We start from the raw sequence: 14,602 nt of genomic DNA, 5'->3' as shown, positions 1-14,602 counted from the left end.
GATTTTCAGTGCACACTAAGCGAAGTTAGGCTCAATTCACCTCGCGCTTGGTTGGGTACTGCCATATAAAACCAACCTCCCTAGATGGAGCAAGTAAATGGACCTCAGAAAGTTAAAAACATTGATCGACCTGGTTGCTGAATCAGATATTTCCGAACTGGAAGTGACTGAAGGCGAAGGCAAGGTACGTATCGTCAAAAGCCAGCCTCAATACACCATGGCCATGCCGCAGCAAATGATGCAGCAGGCGCCAGCAGCCATGGCGCCCCCCGCAGCAGCACCTGCCGCGGAAACGCCCGCCGCCGCCCCCGTTGACGCTGGTCACAAAGTGACCTCGCCCATGGTCGGCACCTTCTACCGTGCGCCCAGCCCGGGCGCGTCCAATTTTGTTGAAATTGGCAGCACGGTGAAAGAAGGCCAAACCATTTGTATTATTGAAGCCATGAAGCTGCTCAATGAAATTGAGTGCGACAAGTCTGGTGTTGTGAAGGCCATTCTGGTCGAGAACGGACAACCTGTGGAGTTTGGTCAAGCTCTATTCGTGATTGAATAGAACAGGAGCTGCCACCATGTTTGGAAAAATACTGATCGCCAATCGCGGCGAAATAGCCCTGCGCATTCTGCGCGCCTGCAAGGAAATGGGCATTAAAACCGTGGCGGTGTATTCCACCGCCGACGTGGATGCCAAGTATGTAAAACTGGCCGACGAATCTGTTTGTATCGGCCCACCCAGCTCCAAAGAAAGCTACCTGAACATTCCAGCCATCATTAGCGCGGCTGAAGTCACTGATTCAGAAGCGATTCACCCGGGCTACGGTTTTCTCTCCGAGAACGCCAGTTTTGCCGATCGGGTAGAGAAAAGCGGCTTCGTATTTATCGGCCCACGTTCGGAATCCATTTTGCTGATGGGCGACAAGGTGTCCGCCAAGCGTGCCATGATCGCTGCTGGCGTGCCCTGCGTGCCCGGCTCGGAAGGCGAATTGCCCGATGATCCCCGCGAAATCGTGAAAATTGCACGCCAGGTTGGCTACCCGGTCATCATCAAGGCTGCCGGCGGTGGTGGTGGTCGCGGCATGCGCGTGGTGCACACGGAAGCGGCACTGTTGAATGCGGTCACCATGACCAAAACCGAAGCAGGTTCAGCGTTCAACAACCCAGCGGTTTACATGGAAAAATTCCTTGAAAACCCCCGCCACATTGAAATTCAAATCCTGGCTGACGAGCACAAAAATGCCGTGTGGCTGGGTGAGCGCGATTGCTCCATGCAACGCCGCCACCAAAAAGTAATTGAAGAAGCACCGGCACCGAACATTCCCCGCCGCCTGATCGAGCGCATTGGTGAACGCTGCGCAGAAGCCTGCCGCAAAATTGCTTACCGTGGCGCAGGCACGTTCGAGTTTCTGTATGAAAACGGCGAGTTCTACTTCATTGAAATGAACACCCGTGTTCAGGTTGAGCACCCAGTGACAGAAATGATCACGGGTGTTGACATTGTGCAGGAACAAATTCGCATTGCCGCTGGCCAGAAATTGCGATTCCGCCAGCGCGACATTGAATTCCGTGGCCACGCCATGGAATGCCGAATCAACGCCGAAGACCCGTTCAAGTTTGTGCCCTCACCCGGCCCAATCAAGAACTGGCACGCACCGGGAGGCCCCGGTGTGCGCGTCGATTCACACGTGTACAGCGGCTACAACGTTCCACCCCATTACGATTCCATGATCGCCAAAGTGATCACCTATGGCGAAGACCGCAAGCAGGCCATGGCCCGCATGCGCCAAGCCCTGGCAGAACTGGTGGTCGACGGCATTAAAACCAACACCGCGTTGCACCGTGAATTGATGGAAGACGCCCGCTTTGTTGAGGGCGGCACCAGCATTCACTACCTTGAGCACAAACTCGAAGCGCGCTTTAAGTAAATCAATATGACTGCACAGGCCACACCACTGATACAAGCCAAACTCACCCTGCCCTTTGAGCAAGCCGACGAAGTGTCGGACCTGCTCATGGAGTTGGGGGCCTTGGCCGTCAGCCTTGAAGACGCCAATGCCGACAGCGAAGACGAGCAACCCTTGTTTGGCGAGCCCGGCATGGAACCTGAATCAGCGGCGTGGAACCTGAACAATGTGGTGGCCCTGTTTCGCAACAAGGCCGAAGGTGAACAAATTTTCGGCGAAATCCCCGCCAATTTGCTGGGAAAAGCAGAAATTGAGTACACCGAAGTGCCTCAGGAAGACTGGGTTCGTTTAACGCAATCCCAATTCGACCCCATTCCCATTTCCGCCCGCCTGTGGATCGTGCCTTCCTGGCACGAACCCCAAAACATTGACGACCGAATCAATTTGGTACTCGACCCCGGCCTTGCTTTTGGCACGGGTTCACACCCTACCACGGCTCTGTGTTTGCGCTGGCTCAGCGAGTTTCCGCTGAAAGGCCAAAACGTGCTGGACTACGGTTGTGGTTCCGGCATTTTGGGCATTGCTGCGCTCAAATTGGGTGCATCCGAGGCCATTGGTGTGGATATCGATCCCCAAGCTGTGGACAGCACCGCCTACAACGCCAGCAACAACGGTGTTGAAATGCCCTGTGGTTTGCCCGATTTCCCCTTGGCCAAGCGCCAGTTCCCGGTGGTCGTGGCCAATATTCTGTCCAACCCGCTGAAAGTACTGGCGCCTTCGCTGTGCAACCATGTTGAAGCGGGCGGGCAACTGGTGCTTTCAGGCGTGTTGGCGCGGCAAGCCGAGGAAGTAATTGAACACTACCGCCAATGGATCAACCTGGCGGTGTGGGCTGAACGCGATGGCTGGGTATGCCTGCATGGTCAAAAAGCCGCCGACTGAAGGCAAACCCTTCGTCCGGCAAGGTTAAACTAGCGCCATGAGCCTTGCCACACGCTGCCCCAACTGCAACACGCTGTTCAAAGTCACCTCTGGCCAACTGCAACTGCATGAAGGCAAGGTGCGCTGTGGGCAGTGCCAAACCGTGTTTTCGGGTATTGAACACCTCACCTCGGCTGACACTGAGGCATGGCAAAAACTTGATTTGAGTCCCCGGCAAGGCAACAGCGGCTACACCAGCGATCACAACCTGACCGGTGGAGACGGCACCGGCTCTGAAGAATTGTTTGCCAACACCGCCCCAAAAAAACCATTGCTGAATTTCAAGCACAGCAGCCCGGCCCTGAAAGTCGCCTGCGTGGCGTTGCTTGTCATGCTTGGTCTTCAGGCTTTGTGGTGGCAACGGGTGCCCTTGCTGCAAAAGGCACCAGAATTGGCTGCGTACATTAACACCGCCGCACCAGGCATGCAGCGCCTGTTTGCAAGCCCGGCTACTCAAGCCTTACAGGTAGAGGGCAGCGGCTTGCAAGCGCTCGATGAACACAATTTGCGGGTTGACCTGACACTGCACAACCCGCTCCCCTTGCCAGCCCGGTGGCCGCACCTGAAAGTAGAGCTACTCGACCCACAAGGCCTGGTACTGGCCAGCAAATCGCTAAGCCCGAGCGACTATCAGCTGAGGGATGAAAGCGCAGCCAGCCAAGCCCCGTTAATTGCTGGTAAAAAAACAGTGGAAGTGCTGGCATACTTGAACCTGAGCACGCTGAACACCCAACTGCCCGAAAGCGCCGCAACCGGTTTTCGGCTTGAATTATTCGACCAAGGCCCAAGCGAACAATAAACGCCAAGCCAATTTTTAACTACTGGACTGTTTCACATGAATTCCCCCACCAACACCAAGCGCGTTTTAATTTGCGGCTCCATTGCATTCGACACCATCATGGTTTTTGAAGGCCGTTTCAAAGATCAAATTCTGCCTGACCAGGTACATATTCTGAACGTGGCGTTTCTGGTACCCAGCATGCGTAAAGACTGGGGTGGCTGCGCCGGCAACATTGCCTACAGCCTGAATATGCTGGGCGGCAAACCTGTGCCCATGGCCACCATTGGGCACGATGCCGGTGGTTACTTTCAACGCTTGCAAACTTTGGGCATTGAAACCAGTTGCCTGAAGCAGATTGGCGAAGAATTTACCGCACAGGCTTTCATCACCACCGACCTGGACGACAATCAAATTACCGCTTTTCACCCCGGTGCCATGAGCCACTCGCACTTGAACCAGGTTGCCGATGCGGGAGACATCGCTTTGGGTATTATTGCCCCCGATGGTCGGGACGGCATGATGCAACACGCCGAGCAATTCGCGGCAGCGGGTATTCCGTTCTTGTTTGATCCTGGCCAGGGCCTGCCCATGTTCGGTAAACCTGAACTTGACCGGTTTTTGGAACTTGCCACGTACGCAGCGGTCAATGACTATGAAGCCAAGATGTTGTGCGACCGTACCGGCCTGAGTCTGGAACAAATCGCAGAGAAGCTGGAAGCACTGGTAGTCACACGCGGCGCGGAAGGCAGCTGGGTATTTACACAGGGTCAACGACACAACATACAATGCGTTAAAGCAGAACAGATCGCCGACCCCACTGGCTGCGGCGATGCTTACCGCGGCGGCTTGCTCTATGGCCTTACAGAAGGCATGGGCGTAGTCAATGCGGCCAAACTGGCAAGCTTGATGGGTTCTTTGAAGATTGCAGCCAAAGGCCCACAAACTTACCAATACAGCCGGGAAGAAATCGCATCCAGGTTTGCAGCCGCTTTCGGCCAACAACCCTGGTAACTTGAAAGGAAAAACTAGTCATGGCCAAGTCAATTCAGTTCAGTTTTAGAAGTACCGGCGCAGTGGCCCTGATTGCGCTTTCAGCGCTTGCAGGTTGTGCCACCCAAAGCAGTTCGGGTCAGGTGTACCGCGAAGGTGAAACACGTCGCGCCCAAATTATCGAACAAGGCACAGTAGAAAGCGTACGCACAGTGACCATTCAAGGCGACACCAACGGTGTGGGCACAGCGGCAGGCGGCATCATCGGTGGTATTGCCGGCAGCAATGTCGGTGGTGGTAGCGGCCGTGCAGTGGGTGCCATTGTGGGTGCAGTGGCTGGTGGCGTAGCAGGCCAAGCCATTGAACGCAATGCGTCCACGCGCCAAGGTCTTGAAATCACCGTTCGAATGGACAACGGCACCTTGCGCGCCTATGTTCAGGATGCCGCTGGCGAAGATTTCCGCCCAGGTGACCGGGTTCGAATTGTAAGTGGCGGTGGCACTTCTCGGGTAACTCGCTAATTCACAACCAGCACTTGAAACAAAAAAAGCACCCCGTGGGGTGCTTTTTTTATTGACTGCGCAGCGCGATCAGAATCCGGGCATCAAACTTTGCAGCACCATCATCACGATTTGCAAAATCAGCAAAAACGCCAAAGGTGACAAATCCGCGTTACCAATTGTGGGCAGAACCCGGCGCAATGGCTCCAAAAACGGGCGGGAAAGCTCGTTCAGGATAGAGGCGATCGGCGAGAACGGATTCACCCAGCTCAAAATGACCTGAATCAGCACAATACCCATGAGCAGGTAAGCGACATTGCGAAGCACCCAGAAAATGGCAATGGGTATGGTCAGCGTTATCAATGAGCCCACACCCGGCCCACCACTGGACAGCCCCACCGTGAGCAGCACCAATACTATGTGCAACACAAACGAGACCACAAAAGCACCGAAAATGGACGCCCAGTCAATGCCGCCATAACCGGGCACACCCTTGCGCAGCGGTTTCACCAACCAATCGGTCATCGAAAAAATAAAAGGCGACAAGGGATTACTGGGGTGAATACGCACCCACTGCATCAACGCGCGCAGTAACAGACAAAAGGTCAGCAGGCTGGCGGCTGTTTCCAGCAGTAAGCGCAAAATATCGATTAGAAGCATAGTGAAGCGTTCAGCAGGTTAAGGCCGTGAGCCTGTTGGAAATGGCCAAGTGGTTGTGGCACCCTTGAGTTTTCTGGGCTTGGCAGCACCCGACCTGCGGCGACGCGCAGGCTTGCTGGGCGTAAGCAGGGCCAACGGCGTTACCTCGGAGGGTGAAAGCGCAGTTTTGGATGGTTTACGGGTTGTAGCTACAGGGCGTGCCGCTTTACTTTCAGACGGCTCTGCTTTGGCAACGGGCTTGCTCACGGTTTTGCTCACCGGCTTGCTGGTTTCCTCGGTTGCTCGCTTGCTTGCAGGCATTCAGGAACTCCTTTCAATTCTTCAAGGACAGCCGTACAGTTTAACGATATGACCTTGAATATTCAAGAAATATGACTTTGAACCACAAAGGAGACACCCATGAGTCACGTGCCAGAACAAACACACAGCGTGAAAACCGGCGAACGTTACCGCCACTACAAAGGCGGGCTGTATGAAATCATCTGCCAGGCCATTCAGGAAAGCGATTTGAGCCCAGTGGTGGTTTACCGCCCCCTGAGCGGCGACGCACACACCGCCTGGACTCGCCCCATGAACGTGTTTTTTGAAATGGTACAGGTGGGTGAGCGCATGACCCAGCGCTTCACCCTGGTCGACAGCGACAATTAAATTTAAGCCACCGCCTTCAACTTTGGTTTGGCTTTTTCAACCTTCGCGGGTTCGAAGATCATGCCCGGTTCATCCACCGGGTCTTCCAGCAAAGTTTTGGTGTCATGGTAAAAGTCTTGCCGGTTGTGCCACGGGTGGGTTTCACCCTGGCGCGGCAACTGGTCTGCCACTCGCTTCAAGTAGCCCGAATTCAAACCGCCCAGTACCGTGAAACCTTCAACAGGCTGCACATCCGCAGTTTTGGCCACCGCCACTGCATGGCTTTTTTTGTCCATGTGGTTCAGCAGGCGGCATACAAAGCCGCTGACCAGGTCGGATTTCAAAGTCCATGAGGCATGCGTGTAACCCAGCACCACAGCGGCATTGGGCAGGTCTTGCAACATGGCGCTTTTGTAGAACATTTTTTCACTGAGGTTGACTGGCTCGTCATCCAGCGAAATTTTCATGCCGCCCACCATTTGCACATTCAAACCAGTGGCGGTCACGACAATGTCCGCTTCCAGCACTTCACCCGAATTCAATTCAATGCCATTGGCTACAAATTGCTTGATCGTGTCCGTGGCAACACTGGCTTTGCCGCCGCGCAGGGCTTTGAAAAAGTCGCCATCGGGCACCAAGCACAGGCGCTGATCCCAGGGCATGTAGTTGGGTGTGAAGTGCTTGATGTCTACACTGGAGCCCTTCAGTTGCCTGCGCATCATCGCGATCAAAAAGCGGCGCACCACCTCGGGCTTGCTTTTGCTGGCCTTGAACATGAAGTGCGCCAAGCCAATGGTGCGCGTGCGGTTCAGCTTGTACGCCAATTTGGAAGGCAAGGTTTTTTGCAACACCTTGGTGAGTGCATCCACCGAGGGCAGCGAGAAAATATACGAAGGCGAGCGCTGCAACATGGTGATGTGCTCGACCTTGTCAGCCATGCTCGGTATCAAGGTAACCGCCGTGGCACCACTGCCAATCACCACCACTTTCTTGCCGGTGTAGTCCAGGTTTTCTGGCCAGTGCTGGGGGTGAACAATCAAACCCTTGAAGTTTTTCTCGCCCGGGAAATCGGGGCGGTAGCCTTGGTCGTAGTTGTAATAACCTGCACAGGCCATCATGAATTTGGCACGGTATTGCTCGGGCTCGCCAGTGGCTTCATTCACGGCATTGATTACCCAGCGTTGGGCCTCACTGTCCCAATTGGCATCGCTCACTTTGCGCTGAAAACGAATGTGATCGAACACCTTATTCTCTGTGGCAGCTTCGTGCACATAACTGCGAATGTCATTGCCCTGCGAGAAAAAGTGCGCATTTTTCCAAGGCTTGAACTTGAAGCCGAAACTGAACATGTCAGAGTCGGATCGGATACCCGGATAACGGAACAAGTCCCAAGTGCCGCCAATGGTGGTACGGCGCTCAAGGATGGTGAACTTTCGGTTGGGGCATTCCTTTTTCAAATGGCATGCGGCACTAATGCCTGACAAACCTGCGCCAATGATCAAAATGTCTTCGTCGAATATCGCCATGGTGTCTCCGTTTGGTTTTTCTCTTTTTTTATTGTGCCGATTTTTTCAGCCCTGAAAATAGCGTTTGTGGATCGACTCCGGATTTGTCCGAATTTATCAAGTGCATTGAAAACTCAAGGTAAACTGATCAGCGCTGGCAGTGCTATAAATACTCACCCCACCTTCGAAAAGGAAAACCATGCCCTCGATTCAAGCCAAAGTGATGAACAAAATTGCAAGCATTGCCCTGAAAAGTTACAGGGGAAATGGTGCTGGTTTTGTACGCAGGTTTCGCATGGTGACCGCCGCATCCAACTTGCTGGCGCCCGTGCCCAAAGGCTTGAAACACATCAAAGGGCAACTGGACGGTGTACCCGGCGAGTGGCTGATTCCGGTTAATCCAAAGGGCGCATTGCTCTACGTTCACGGCGGCGGCTTTGTGGCTGGGCACCCACCCATGTACCGCCCCTTCTGCGGCGCCTTGGCCAATGCCTTGGGATTTCGAGTGTTCATGGTGGACTACCGCCTTGCACCGGAAAACCCTTTTCCTGCGCCGCTGGACGACTGTATTGCAGCCTTTGAAGCCTTGGTGGCTGACACACCCGCTGGCGAACCCCTTTTCGTGGCCGGCGATTCTGCTGGCGGTAACCTAAGCTTGGCGGTACTGCAACATGCGGTTAAAAACAAACTGCCTGCCCATGGCGGCCTGTTGATTTCTCCTGCCACCGACATGCGTCGCCTGTCACCTTCAATTGAAGGCAATGACAAAACCGACAGCATGTTGTCTGCCCACATGATCGAGCATGCGGCCAATTTGTACATGTGCGGCCATGACCCGGCCGACGAGCGGGCCTCGCCCCTGTTGGGCAAACTGAAAGGCCTACCACCACTGATGGTAACCGCCAGTGAAAACGAATGCCTGCTGGATGATTCCGTGCTGCTGCGCGACGCGGTGGACAAAGTGGGCGGACAGATCACCCTGCTGACTCGCCCTGGCATGCCTCACATTTGGCCCACCATGAACATTGCTTTGCCCGAGGCCAAAGAAGACTTGGTCAAAATCATTCGCTTTTTCTCACCCTTGGTGAAGGGCATCTAAAACAACGTTGTTGGCAGTACAAGGTGTTGGAGACACATTCAACACCCACAACAATGACACCTTCTATTTCACGTGCAGGCCTGTGGGCCTGTGCCCTGCTTTTTGCACCACTTTTGTCAGCCTGCTTGGGCGGTGACTCCGGTTCAGAGACCACAGCCACGGGCCGAACCTCGCCCAGCGAAACCCGCCCCAATGTATTTGAAGCAAGTAACTTCAAACCCCTGCCTGCTGCCCGCGCACCCAGCGCTGAACTGCAAGCCACACGCGAACGCATTCTTGGCGCGAATGCCATGGACCCAGAGCAAGTGAAATTTTGGTGGGTGGGCGTATCGAGCTTTATTGTCAGCATGAAAGGCCATTTGTTCTTGATGGACGCTTGGGAAATTGTCGGCCTGCACGCTGACTATGTGCCCATTGGCCGAGAAGAACTGGCGGCCATTCAGCCCGAAGCCATATTCATCGGCCATGGGCACTTTGACCATGCCGCCGATGCTGGCTATGTGGCGGGCCTTAGCAATGCACTGTTGGTGGCGGGCAGCACAGTGTGCGACATTGCCCGCGAACGTGCGGCCAGTGAAGGCATTGCCAACAACTTTCCCTGCCTGAACCTGGGTGACCAAACCAACCCTGGTGCCGGCAACACACGCGCCATTCAGATTTGGGAAGATGTGGCCCCGGTGCATGTGGTGCAACACACCCACTCGGCCGCCGAACCTACCGACTTGCTCAGTGGTGGCATGCCGCTGGTGTACATTCCTGACGTATTGACCTTTCCCACTTACCTGAATACCAGCATGGCCGAGGCACTGCGCTTTGTCGGCACCCTGCGTGATGATGGCGGCGTGGGTCAACCTGCCGGTGGCACTTGGGCTTACCACTTCCGCGCGGGCGACTTTGCGTGGTTCTGGCACGACTCCACCGGCATCATGAAAGCAGGCAATGCGGAAAGCGAAGCGGTAGCGAATGCCCTTTCAAAACTTCCGGAATGTGTGGATGTGCAGTTAAATGCAATTGTGGGTTTTGGCCTGGTGACCAGCGCCTACCGCGATGCCTTGGCTTATGTGGCCCTGACCAAACCCAAGGTGGCCTTGCCCACGCACCACGACGCCTGGACACCCGGCATTGGTGGTGGTGCTTCAGCCTATGAAACCACCTGGCTTGACGCAGTTGCCAAACTACCGAAGCCACCTGAAGTGGACTACCTGCGCGACCCAGTGGACTACATGAAACCGCGCAGCTACAGCATTAAAGACCCACGCTGGGCAGGTGGTTGCTGATTAATCGGATTGCGCGCTTTGCTACATTCCGGGCACGCCACGGCGAATCACTTCCGAGAAGTTTTCGCCGGGCTGCATGGATTTGGCACGCGGCACAATGTAGCCTTTTTCCTGAAGTTCGGCGTAGCCAAACCCTTCCACCAAACCATCTTGCTCATGCGCGTATTCGGCAAAGTAACCGCTGAGCAACAAGCGATAATCCATCGGCAAATCGGGCACAATCCGCTTGGCAATGTCAAACACCACCGTGGTGCAATTGCTGGTCAAGGTGTTGTAAAACTCGGGTGTTTTTTCAAGTGATTTGGCGTGGTCGATATAGGCCAAAAACAAGGTTTTCAGTTGCTCAGGCGGAATCGCCATGCGGTAAATGTAAACATCTTCGCCACGCGCATTGCTCCGGGTGCGAATAATATCCGCTTCATCAGCCGCCACCAGAATGGCTTCGTACTGCCGAAAAAAACCTTTCCATGCGGAGAATTTCTCGCCGATTTCTTTTCGAATTTCCAGCGAGAAAGTCAGGTACTTCCCATCCGCAAAACCGAACGACACCAAGGTGTGGGCGATCTTCGGCCCCATCCAGTACGACAGCACCAAGTCGGCTGTTTGCAACTGGCTTAAATCGTATTCGCGTGTTTCCCAACGCGGCGTGTAATCCGTTTCTGTGCGCCATTCAAAATTGCGCACATTCTTCAGCACGACCTTGTCGCCATTCACATCGGCCTGCAGCATGTGGGCAACATCGTCAGCCCATTGCCGATTGTGGCTGGGCGTTTGCGAAAACCACCAAATGGCAAACACAGCCAAGGCCAGGAAAACTGGCACTAGAAAAAATCGGATCATAAGGTACTCATCGCCCATTTTTTTACGCAATATGACGTGGGCCAGCCACAATAATGGCCATGCCCAGCAAAGTGACCGCTCCGCCTGCAAGGTCCCATGCTGTGGGCTTTACCCCATCCACAGCCCAAAGCCAGACCAAGGCCATGGCCACATACACACCGCCATAAGCGGCATAAACCCGGCCCGACGCGGTGGGGTGCAAGGTAAGCAACCACGCAAACAAGGCGAGACTGATTGCAGCCGGCAGCAACAACCACACTGACTTGTTTTCTTTCAAAACAAGGTAAGGCAAATAACAACCCAATATTTCAAAGAATGCAGTGACCGCAAAAAGCAGAAATGTTTTGATCATGAAAACACCTTGCGGGTGGCATCATCAGCCGGGAACAAATGCTCAATTCTTAACGACGCGGCGGTGATGTCCAAGGGAGCCCCAAAGCTGGTGAAGGTTGAGATGAATCGCAGTTCGCCCGCAGTGCTTTTGAATCGCGTTACCAAAGTGGGGTTGTTAAAACTCTGCGGCTGCTTTGTATCGAACATGGACTGCGGAATGTGTTGCAGCATGGCTTGAAGGGAGGGCACATGCAATGCTTCACGTTGCGCCCTGCGAAGCACGTCGCCCAATACCTCTGCGGGGTTGAGCAAGCGCGTGGCCAAACCACCCGGTGCCGTCAATGCCAGCAGCACATTGGGCGTGGCTTGCAAAGCAGCCATATCAAACTCGAGCAATTGCAACAGGCGCACAAAGCTGGGGTTGAATTTCACCAAATTCCATTGACTGTCCAACACCATGGCGGGCGCGGCATGTTGCGCCGTCAGCATTAAATCAATCACCTCGTTGATGGTGTGCATGTCGCGGTGATCGATCGGCCTGTTGCCAAACACCGGCGCATAACCCGCGGCCACCAAAGTTTCGTTCCGTTCGCTAAGTGGCGCATCCAAACCTTCAAGCAAGGCCAGCAACATGTCTTTGCTGGCACTGGCCTTGCCGGTTTCAATGCAACTTAAATGTCGCTGAGACACGCCCACACGCAAAGCCAAATCGAGTTGACTCTCCTTCTGCCTTGAACGCAAATCGCGAAGGCAAATTCCGGCATGTTTGGTAGGGGCGTGTGCGTGCATGTGCCAATACTGCCACGGAAAATTACTGGAATCTATGACCTGGCAGGTTATTGATGCAATGACCCTTCCTGTTGAAACTGGCGTTGAACCCGACCACTTTCAACCACGCAAGGAGATTCGACATGCAAACCACGACCATGCCCCACACACCGACCAGCACTCCAACCTTCTGGATCAAATGGCTAACCTACACCACTGAATTCACTGTACTGTTTGGCCTTCTCATGGTGCTCGCGCCCGGGCTTACCCAGCAGGCATTCGGATTGTTGGTATTTCAAAACCCTGCACAATTTGCTGCCTTTGACCCTCAGGCCTCTGCCTACATTGAACTGGCCCACGCCGTGATGGGCTCGGTGATGGTGGGCTGGGGTGCGCTTATGTTCATGCTGGTACGCAGGCTTTCAGCCAAAGACGCCAAGTCAACATGCAACATGATTGCGATATCCGTGTTGGCTTGGTATGTGCCCGACACCGCGTTTTCACTGTACAGCGGCTTTTGGCAAAACGCGGTTATGAATACAGGCTTTGCGGTGTTGTATGCCATACCGCTGCTGGCTTTGCGCAAGCATTGCCGGTAAGTCGCTTTAAGCCACAAACTATGGATTTAACGCCATAGTTTGTGGATTTTCTTAAAAATCCATATAATGTGGATATTAATCCCTAATATATGGATATATGAGTTCGATCGACTTCATGTTTACACCCACAGTGCAGAGAGTGCTTCGAGCCACACTGCTGAATCCAGAACGCAAATATTCATTGGGTGCACTGCTAGACATTGCAAACACAGGGCGAGGAAGCACACAAAAACAAATCGAACGTTTGTTGGCGGCAGGTATTCTGAAGGAGAACAGAGAATACGGACGCCTTCGTCAAATTTATGCGAACAAAGATCACTTCCTTTATTCCGAGTTGACCTCGATTGCTAAAAAAACATTTGGCATCACAGAACCAATTCGCGATGTGCTTGCACCTTTTTCAAAATTAATCGACGAAGCATATGTGTTCGGCTCGATCGCAACAGAAAAAGACTCTAGCTCGAGTGATATAGATCTGATGATCATCGGCAAGTTAAGTGTTTTGGATATTGCCGAACCGATTCATACAATGGAAGGCTCACTTGGCAGACCTATCAACTTCACTATTTACAAACCCAGTGAATGGAAAAGGTTGATTCAAAACGATCCAATCTGCCGACAAATTAATGAAGCTCCAAAACTAATGGTATTGCCTGATGCCAAGACCGGCTGAATATGAAAACCTGATCAAGATCAAAGCGTTTGAGGAAGTATTGCCCACAACAGGAGCAGTTAAGAGCTTTTTGGACAATGCAAAGAATTACCTCGAAGCATGTGAATTACTCCCTGAAGAAAAAACCCTTCAGATATTCACGATGGCTTACGAAGGCTATTTTCAAATCGTTCAGGCCATCCTTGAACACCATGGAGTACGCACCAAAGACGCAGATGCACAAGCCATGGTCAGCATTCTCAAAAAATATCTGCCTGTAGCAATGGTATTAACCGGACTTTTTCACAAAACGTGAAATGACTTCATTGACCACATCTGGATGCGTCACTGGGCCCATGTGGCCCAACTCCTGAAACTCCACCAACTCTACCCTCGGCAAGGTCGCAACCAATCTGTTGGCAACTGAATGTGCAGACAATTGCGACTTGCCACCGACCATGCACAGCACCGGGGCTTGTATGCCCCGAAATGCTTCCAGGGTGGTTGGTTCGCTGAACAAAGCGTGCTCCCAGCGGCGCACGTTGCGCACCGAGGCCGCCACCGTTGGCTTGCGCTCTTCTGGTGTTTTTGCCCAGCTGCCCTGCCCCATCCAAAAATCAATGAAGTGCTGCGCAGCCAGGTTTGAATCACCACCCTCCAAAGCCGCGCTGGCATTGGCCACTGCACGGCGAATACCGTCCACCTCGTTTGGCGAGGGGCTTTCATGTTCAACCACAGAGAAAAAAGTGGGCTCAAACAACGCAAGGGCACGCACTCGATGAGGAAACATCAGCGCAATTTTCAGGGCAATCGCGCCACCGTAAGAATGTCCCACCAATGTGAATTGCTCACCAGCCTGTTCAAGCACGGGCGCCAATAATTCAACCTCATCAAGAAGGGAAATGACGCGATCGGAATGCCAGTCGGGTGTTTGTCCCGAGCCATAAGAATCGGCCGCGATCACCTTGAACTCTGGCGAAAGCAAATGCATCAAACCTTTCCACTGGCCAGAATGGGAGGCATTGGCATGCAAACACAGCACAGCGGGGCCGGAGCCGGCCTCTTTGAAATAGGGCTGAACAGAGGCCATGG

The 14,602-nt window shown here is 53.6% G+C and carries 19 protein-coding genes; 12 read left to right on the top strand and 7 right to left on the bottom strand.

Going from position 1 to position 14,602, the window contains the following annotated elements:
• Window positions 1-97 precede the first annotated feature (97 nt).
• The 6 genes from accB to P0D43_RS06275 are packed head-to-tail and all read left to right on the top strand — an operon-like array spanning window position 98 to window position 5,171.
• Window positions 98-553, top strand: a complete 456-nt coding sequence (gene accB / locus P0D43_RS06300; protein ID WP_159572657.1) for an acetyl-CoA carboxylase biotin carboxyl carrier protein — start codon at window positions 98-100, stop codon at window positions 551-553.
• Between the two features lie 16 nt (window positions 554-569).
• Window positions 570-1,919: an acetyl-CoA carboxylase biotin carboxylase subunit gene (accC, locus tag P0D43_RS06295; RefSeq protein WP_159572655.1), complete on the top strand. Its 1,350-nt coding sequence runs from the start codon at window positions 570-572 to the stop codon at window positions 1,917-1,919.
• 6 nt (window positions 1,920-1,925) lie between these two features.
• Window positions 1,926-2,840: a 50S ribosomal protein L11 methyltransferase gene (gene prmA, locus P0D43_RS06290; RefSeq protein ID WP_341236533.1), complete on the top strand. Its 915-nt coding sequence runs from the start codon at window positions 1,926-1,928 to the stop codon at window positions 2,838-2,840.
• 37 nt (window positions 2,841-2,877) lie between these two features.
• Complete coding sequence (locus P0D43_RS06285) at window positions 2,878-3,678, top strand: zinc-ribbon and DUF3426 domain-containing protein (protein ID WP_341236534.1); 801 nt, start codon at window positions 2,878-2,880, stop codon at window positions 3,676-3,678.
• A 36-nt stretch (window positions 3,679-3,714) separates the two neighbouring features.
• Window positions 3,715-4,671, top strand: coding sequence for a carbohydrate kinase family protein (locus P0D43_RS06280; protein ID WP_159572649.1), 957 nt, complete (start codon window positions 3,715-3,717; stop codon window positions 4,669-4,671).
• A 20-nt stretch (window positions 4,672-4,691) separates the two neighbouring features.
• On the top strand, window positions 4,692-5,171 hold the full coding sequence (locus P0D43_RS06275; protein ID WP_105027234.1) for a glycine zipper 2TM domain-containing protein: 480 nt from the start codon (window positions 4,692-4,694) through the stop codon (window positions 5,169-5,171).
• Between the two features lie 69 nt (window positions 5,172-5,240).
• On the opposite strand, the gene P0D43_RS06270 is transcribed toward P0D43_RS06275, so the two are convergent.
• Window positions 5,241-5,810, bottom strand: a complete 570-nt coding sequence (locus tag P0D43_RS06270) for a YggT family protein (RefSeq protein ID WP_394673531.1) — start codon at window positions 5,808-5,810, stop codon at window positions 5,241-5,243.
• A gap of 18 nt (window positions 5,811-5,828) precedes the next feature.
• On the bottom strand, window positions 5,829-6,110 hold the full coding sequence (locus tag P0D43_RS06265) for a hypothetical protein (protein ID WP_159572643.1): 282 nt from the start codon (window positions 6,108-6,110) through the stop codon (window positions 5,829-5,831).
• Between the two features lie 99 nt (window positions 6,111-6,209).
• Between P0D43_RS06265 and P0D43_RS06260 the strand changes: the two genes are divergently transcribed.
• Window positions 6,210-6,458 (top strand): DUF1653 domain-containing protein, encoded by a 249-nt coding sequence (locus P0D43_RS06260; protein WP_159572641.1) that lies wholly within the window; start codon window positions 6,210-6,212, stop codon window positions 6,456-6,458.
• Window positions 6,459-6,460: 2 nt separating this feature from the next.
• Here P0D43_RS06260 and P0D43_RS06255 read toward each other — a convergent pair whose 3' ends face one another.
• On the bottom strand, window positions 6,461-7,963 hold the full coding sequence (locus P0D43_RS06255; RefSeq protein ID WP_394673530.1) for a flavin-containing monooxygenase: 1,503 nt from the start codon (window positions 7,961-7,963) through the stop codon (window positions 6,461-6,463).
• Between the two features lie 178 nt (window positions 7,964-8,141).
• Between P0D43_RS06255 and P0D43_RS06250 the strand changes: the two genes are divergently transcribed.
• Both P0D43_RS06250 and P0D43_RS06245 read left to right on the top strand, forming a co-directional pair.
• Window positions 8,142-9,041, top strand: coding sequence for an alpha/beta hydrolase (locus tag P0D43_RS06250; protein WP_394673529.1), 900 nt, complete (start codon window positions 8,142-8,144; stop codon window positions 9,039-9,041).
• Between the two features lie 53 nt (window positions 9,042-9,094).
• Entirely contained in the window at window positions 9,095-10,318 is a 1,224-nt protein-coding gene (locus P0D43_RS06245; RefSeq protein ID WP_159572635.1) for an MBL fold metallo-hydrolase, read from the top strand.
• A 21-nt stretch (window positions 10,319-10,339) separates the two neighbouring features.
• Here the strand turns inward: P0D43_RS06245 and P0D43_RS06240 are convergent, their stop codons facing one another.
• From P0D43_RS06240 to P0D43_RS06230, 3 genes are read right to left on the bottom strand one after another with little or no spacing between them, the layout of a single operon-like run.
• A complete protein-coding gene (locus P0D43_RS06240) occupies window positions 10,340-11,158 on the bottom strand; it encodes a DUF4105 domain-containing protein (RefSeq protein WP_394673528.1) in 819 nt (272 codons plus the stop codon).
• Window positions 11,159-11,180: 22 nt separating this feature from the next.
• The gene (locus tag P0D43_RS06235; RefSeq protein WP_159572631.1) at window positions 11,181-11,510 is read right to left on the bottom strand and encodes a YnfA family protein; all 330 of its coding nucleotides are present in this window, start codon (window positions 11,508-11,510) and stop codon (window positions 11,181-11,183) included.
• Window positions 11,507-12,280 carry a helix-turn-helix domain-containing protein gene (locus tag P0D43_RS06230; RefSeq protein WP_394673527.1) on the bottom strand — a complete coding sequence of 258 codons (774 nt, stop codon included), beginning with the start codon at window positions 12,278-12,280 and terminating at the stop codon, window positions 11,507-11,509. Before P0D43_RS06230 ends, P0D43_RS06235 begins: the two co-directional genes overlap by 4 nt.
• Window positions 12,281-12,402: 122 nt before the next feature.
• On the opposite strand from P0D43_RS06230, the gene P0D43_RS06225 reads away from it, so the two are divergent.
• From P0D43_RS06225 to P0D43_RS06215, 3 genes are all read left to right on the top strand, one after another.
• Window positions 12,403-12,858: a hypothetical protein gene (locus P0D43_RS06225; protein ID WP_341236539.1), complete on the top strand. Its 456-nt coding sequence runs from the start codon at window positions 12,403-12,405 to the stop codon at window positions 12,856-12,858.
• Window positions 12,859-12,955: 97 nt separating this feature from the next.
• On the top strand, window positions 12,956-13,531 hold the full coding sequence (locus P0D43_RS06220; RefSeq protein ID WP_341236540.1) for a nucleotidyltransferase domain-containing protein: 576 nt from the start codon (window positions 12,956-12,958) through the stop codon (window positions 13,529-13,531).
• Window positions 13,515-13,826, top strand: coding sequence for a hypothetical protein (locus P0D43_RS06215; protein ID WP_394673526.1), 312 nt, complete (start codon window positions 13,515-13,517; stop codon window positions 13,824-13,826). Before P0D43_RS06220 ends, P0D43_RS06215 begins: the two co-directional genes overlap by 17 nt.
• Here P0D43_RS06215 and P0D43_RS06210 read toward each other — a convergent pair.
• Window positions 13,800-14,600 (bottom strand): alpha/beta fold hydrolase, encoded by an 801-nt coding sequence (locus P0D43_RS06210; protein ID WP_394673525.1) that lies wholly within the window; start codon window positions 14,598-14,600, stop codon window positions 13,800-13,802. The two genes, P0D43_RS06215 and P0D43_RS06210, sit on opposite strands and share 27 nt — an antisense overlap.
• Window positions 14,601-14,602: the final 2 nt, after the last annotated feature.

This window comes from Limnobacter sp. (genome assembly GCF_043511195.1).
Classification (GTDB): domain Bacteria; phylum Pseudomonadota; class Gammaproteobacteria; order Burkholderiales; family Burkholderiaceae_B; genus Limnobacter.
This window is presented reverse-complemented; position numbering and strand designations above follow the sequence as displayed.